This is a genomic window from Bifidobacterium intestinale (assembly GCF_023656765.1).
Classification (GTDB): domain Bacteria; phylum Actinomycetota; class Actinomycetes; order Actinomycetales; family Bifidobacteriaceae; genus Bifidobacterium; species Bifidobacterium hominis.
Map to the genome: position 1 here is coordinate 1 of NZ_JAMOKR010000008.1, position 5705 is coordinate 5705.

The window sequence follows — 5705 nt, forward strand, 5'->3', positions numbered from 1 at the left end:
AATGCGGCGGCGCGCTACTCTCCCACACCCTCTCGAGTGCAGTACCATCGCCGCAGCCAGGCCTTAGCTTCCGGGTTCGGAAAGGGACCGGGCGTCTCACCTGGGCCATGACCACCGCAAAACCAATGTAACGGCCAACCACAGGGATCGGCCGGCAAACGGAACCGACCACGATTCCGATCGTGGCGGTCCGGGAACCGGACAACGGACGCAAGCAAAACGCCTTACCAGTATCGTCGTCGTGACCACAAGAAACAGCATTCCTTGCCATCCAACGAGAAACCACCACAGGACGAGACCCAACCCAACAGGATTGGAAGAATGTGCCGCGATCGCCCGTTAGTACCGGTCGGCTCCACCCCTCGCGGGGCTTCCACCTCCGGCCTATCGAACACGTGTTCCACATGCGGGCTACAGGCACCGAAGTGCCAAGGAATCCTAATCTTGGAGCAGGCTTCCCGCTTAGATGCTTTCAGCGGTTATCCCTCCCGAACGTAGCCAACCGGCCATGCCGCTGGCGCGACAACCGGCATACCAGAGGTCCGTCCACCCAGGTCCTCTCGTACTATGGGCAGGCCTCCTCAGGATTCCAACGAGCGCAGAGGATAGAGACCAAACTGTCTCACGACGTTCTGAACCCAGCTCGCGTGCCGCTTTAATCGGCGAACAGCCGAACCCTTGGGACCTGCTCCAGCCCCAGGATGCGACGAGCCGACATCGAGGTGCCAAACCATCCCGTCGATATGGACTCTTGGGAATGATCAGCCTGTTATCCCCGGGGTACCTTTTATCCGTTGAGCGATGCCGCGCCCGTGCGCCGGCACCGGATCACTATCTCCGACTTTCGTCCCTGCTCGAACCGTCGCTCTCGCAGTCAAGCCCGCTTGTGCGATTACACTCGAAACCCGATTGCCAACCGGGCTGAGCGGACCTTTGAGCGCCTCCGTTACTCTTTGGGAGGCAACCGCCCCAGTTAAACTACCCGCCAGGCACTGTCCCTGACAAGGATGACTTGCCGAGGTTAGACGTCAAACGAGAACAGAGCGGTATTTCACCTTGCGGCTCCACACGGGCTGGCGCCCGCGCTTCGAAGCCTCCCGCCTATGCTACACAATCCGCGCCTAACGCCAATACCAAGGTATAGTAAAGGTCCCGGGGTCTTTTCGTCCTTCTGCGCTTAACGAGCATCTTTACTCGTACTGCAATTTCGCCGAGCTCCTGGTCGAGACAGTGGGGAAGTCGTTACGCCATTCGTGCAGGTCGGAACTTACCCGACAAGGAATTTCGCTACCTTAGGATGGTTATAGTTACCACCGCCGTTTACCGGGGCTTGAATTCACCGCTTCACCCGAGGGCTGACGGATCCTCTTAACCTTCCGGCACCGGGCAGGCGTCAGTGCATATACAGCGGCTTGCGCCTTCGCATGCACCTGTGTTTTTGGTAAACAGTCGCTACCCCCTGGTCTGTGCCACCCCCAAACGCTCCGAGGGCAAGCCTCTTCACGTCCGGGGGTCTCCCTTATACCGAAGGCACGGGAGTGATTTGCCGAGTTCCTTGACCAGGATTCGCTCGATCGCCTTGGTATTCTCTACCTGACCACCAGTGTCGGTTTGGGGTACGGGCGGCAACGCCCCTCGCGCCGAGGCTTTTCTCGACGGCCTGGACCACCGGATATCGCGCCAAAAGGCGCCCATCATCGCACCTCACCCTACATGTCCCACGGATTTGCCTATGGGACGGGCTGCGTGCTTGACCACGGAAAACCACCTCCGCGGCCGGCTCCCATTCCGTGTCACCCCTGTGCGCTAACCTACCAGGACTACGCTCCCAACAATCGCGGACACCGAACCCCGAAGGGAACGACGCCACGCGACCGGAGGTTAGTACTCATCCGTTCGGCTCTTGCGGTTCGCTGCCGGTACGGGAATATCCACCCGTTCATCCATTCGACTACGCCTGTCGGCCTCGCCTTAGGACCCGACTCACCCGGGGACGACGAACGTGGCCCCGGAACCCTTGGTCATCCAGCGGACGGGATCCTCACCCGTCTCTCGCTACTCATGTCTGCATTCTCGCTCCCGCGCGGTCCACGGCACGTTTCCACGGCCGCTTCGCCCCACGCGGGACGCTCTCCTACCCAACGGCCGAAAAGGCCGTTGCCGCGTCTTCGGTGGTGTGCTTGAGCCCCGCTACATTGTCGGCGCGGAACCACTAGACCAGTGAGCTGTTACGCACTCTTTCAAGGATGGCTGCTTCTGAGCCAACCTCCTGGCTGTCTATGCGACTCCACATCCTTTCCCACTTAGCACACGCTTCGGGACCTTAGACGACGATCTGGGCTGTCTCCCTCTCGACGACGGAGCTTATCCCCCGCCGACTCACTGCCGGAATACACATCCACGGTATTCGGAGTTTGGCTGCTATTGGTACCCGACACGGGCCCGCAAGCATCCAGTAGCTCTACCCCCGCGATGCAATCAACCGACGCTGCACCTAAATGCATTTCGGAGAGAACCAGCTATCACGGAATTTGATTGGCCTTTCACCCCTAGCCCCAGGTCATCCCCCCGGTTTTCAACCCAGGTGGGTTCGGTCCTCCACGCGGTCTTACCCGCGCTTCAACCTGCCCAGGGCTAGATCATCCCGCTTCGGGTCCAGGGCACGCGACTCAAAACGCCTTTTGAGACTCGCCTTCGCTACGGCTCCCCCACGACGGGTTAGCCTCGCCACGCACCACTGACTCGCAGACTCATTTTTCGATAGGCACGCCGTCACCCCACAAAGAAGGCTCCGACGGATTGTAGGCGCACGGTTTCAGGAACTCTTTCACTCCCCTCCCGGGGTGCTTTTCACCTTTCCCTCACGGTACTGGTACGCTATCGGTCAGACAGGTATGCTTAGACTTACCCCACGGTCGGGGCGGATTCACACGGGATTCCACGAGGCCCGCGCTACTTGGGACGCATGATCGGAAGACGGCAAGCTTCCAGGTACGGGGCTGGCACCCTCTGCGGCCAGGCCTTCAAGCCTGTTCCCCTGGCAAGCCGTTTTATGACTCCCGCCCGGTCCGTCGGAACCGGGACACACGCTCCCTCAACACCACGGACGCAACCCCCGACGGGTATCACGCGCCCATGGTTTGGTCTGATCCGCTTTCGCTCGCCACTACTCACGGAGTATCCCTTCCTGCAGGTACTGAGATGTTTCACTTCCCTGCGTACCCCCGGAACAACAAGGTTCCGTGCCGGCCCATGACGGCCGGCGGGTTGCCCCATTCGGAAATCCTCGGATCGAAGCCATGTTGGAGGCTCCCCGAGGCTTATCGCATCCTCAAACGTCCTTCATCGGTACTGTCTGCCAAGGCATCCACCATACGCCCTTCAGGGCGGCACACGCCCCGAAAAACCCTAATGATAGCTTCAAACGCCAGACGACAAATCATCACACTGTAAAAAATGATCACAAAACGATCGATCTCGAAACCAGACTCCAAAAAAAGAGCCTGGCGAAATCGCGATAAAGCAAACGATGAAACAGAATTCATCGCATTGCTCGCGTCCACTATCCAGTTCTCAAACCACCACGCGCCCCGCCAGGACCCGACCCGAGGCCCACAGGCCCACGGCGTCCCACCAGGGGCATCCGGAAAACCGCACGCGACCACAAGTCGCGGGTGGCGGTCCGGGAGCCCAAAAGCATACCCATACCACTCCCCGGACCCCCGAAAAGGAATCCCAAAGCCCATGATCTCTTCCACACCAGCACGCCCACACGAAACCGGGAACCATTCCCGACGCATGGGCCACACGACGGACGCCAGACCGGCGTCCTGAAAACTCCGTAGAAAGGAGGTGATCCAGCCGCACCTTCCGGTACGGCTACCTTGTTACGACTTAGTCCCAATCACGAGTCTCACCTTAGACGGCTCCATCCCACAAGGGGTTAGGCCACCGGCTTCGGGTGCTACCCACTTTCATGACTTGACGGGCGGTGTGTACAAGGCCCGGGAACGCATTCACCGCGGCGTTGCTGATCCGCGATTACTAGCGACTCCGCCTTCATGGAGTCGGGTTGCAGACTCCAATCCGAACTGAGACCGGTTTTCAGGGATCCGCTCCATGTCGCCATGTCGCATCCCGTTGTACCGGCCATTGTAGCATGCGTGAAGCCCTGGACGTAAGGGGCATGATGATCTGACGTCATCCCCACCTTCCTCCGAGTTGACCCCGGCGGTCCCCCGTGAGTTCCCGCCATGACGCGCTGGCAACACAGGGCGAGGGTTGCGCTCGTTGCGGGACTTAACCCAACATCTCACGACACGAGCTGACGACGACCATGCACCACCTGTGAACCCGCCCCGAAGGGAAGCCCCATCTCTGGAGCGGTCGGGAACATGTCAAGCCCAGGTAAGGTTCTTCGCGTTGCATCGAATTAATCCGCATGCTCCGCCGCTTGTGCGGGCCCCCGTCAATTTCTTTGAGTTTTAGCCTTGCGGCCGTACTCCCCAGGCGGGATGCTTAACGCGTTAGCTCCGACACGGAACCCGTGGAACGGGCCCCACATCCAGCATCCACCGTTTACGGCGTGGACTACCAGGGTATCTAATCCTGTTCGCTCCCCACGCTTTCGCTCCTCAGCGTCAGTAACGGCCCAGAGACCTGCCTTCGCCATTGGTGTTCTTCCCGATATCTACACATTCCACCGTTACACCGGGAATTCCAGTCTCCCCTACCGCACTCCAGCCCGCCCGTACCCGGCGCAGATCCACCGTTAAGCGATGGACTTTCACACCGGACGCGACGAACCGCCTACGAGCCCTTTACGCCCAATAATTCCGGATAACGCTTGCACCCTACGTATTACCGCGGCTGCTGGCACGTAGTTAGCCGGTGCTTATTCGAAAGGTACACTCACCCGAAGGCTTGCTCCCGATCAAAAGCGGTTTACAACCCGAAGGCCGTCATCCCGCACGCGGCGTCGCTGCATCAGGCTTGCGCCCATTGTGCAATATTCCCCACTGCTGCCTCCCGTAGGAGTCTGGGCCGTATCTCAGTCCCAATGTGGCCGGTCGCCCTCTCAGGCCGGCTACCCGTCGTAGGCTCGGTGGGCCGTTACCCCGCCGACTACCTGATAGGACGCGACCCCATCCCATACCGATGAAATCTTTCCCGACACCCCATGCGAGGAGTCGGAGCATCCGGCATTACCACCCGTTTCCAGGAGCTATTCCGGTGTATGGGGCAGGTCGGTCACGCATTACTCACCCGTTCGCCACTCTCACCACCAAGCAAGCTTGATGGATCCCGTTCGACTTGCATGTGTTAAGCACGCCGCCAGCGTTCATCCTGAGCCAGAATCGAACCCTCCACAAAAAACCTTTCATGAAGAGAACCAACATGTGACTCTCAAAAATAAAGAAACCGACATCCGTTTATAAGGAAAACGGACTGTCCGCAAAAACCCCGTCCCGTTTGACCGGCCTCCCGGCACCCACGCCAAACACGCGGGCCGTAAGACGGACTGGCAATCATTGACTATAAAGAAGTAGTACAAATACGCTTTTGAGTTCTCAAACCACCACCACTCACCCACCTCAGGGAACCCCAGCCGGGGAACCACTCGCTGAGCGGCAGCAAGAGATAAACCTACAGCACAACGGCCGGCAACGCAAATCGGACATCCACGAACACCACGAAAACCATTG

The 5705-nt window shown here is 59.3% G+C and carries 3 rRNA genes; all 3 read right to left on the reverse strand.

The window, feature by feature from the left end:
* Nucleotide 1: 1 nt before the first annotated feature.
* The 3 genes from rrf to NBH13_RS08630 all read right to left on the reverse strand — a co-directional run bounded on the left by rrf (nucleotide 2) and on the right by NBH13_RS08630 (nucleotide 5373).
* A 5S ribosomal RNA gene (rrf, locus tag NBH13_RS08620) occupies nucleotides 2–119 on the reverse strand.
* A gap of 201 nt (nucleotides 120–320) precedes the next feature.
* Nucleotides 321–3394 (reverse strand): 23S ribosomal RNA (locus tag NBH13_RS08625).
* 451 nt (nucleotides 3395–3845) lie between these two features.
* Nucleotides 3846–5373: ribosomal RNA gene (locus NBH13_RS08630) — 16S ribosomal RNA — on the reverse strand.
* Together the 16S, 23S and 5S rRNA genes form the textbook arrangement of a ribosomal RNA operon.
* Nucleotides 5374–5705: the final 332 nt, after the last annotated feature.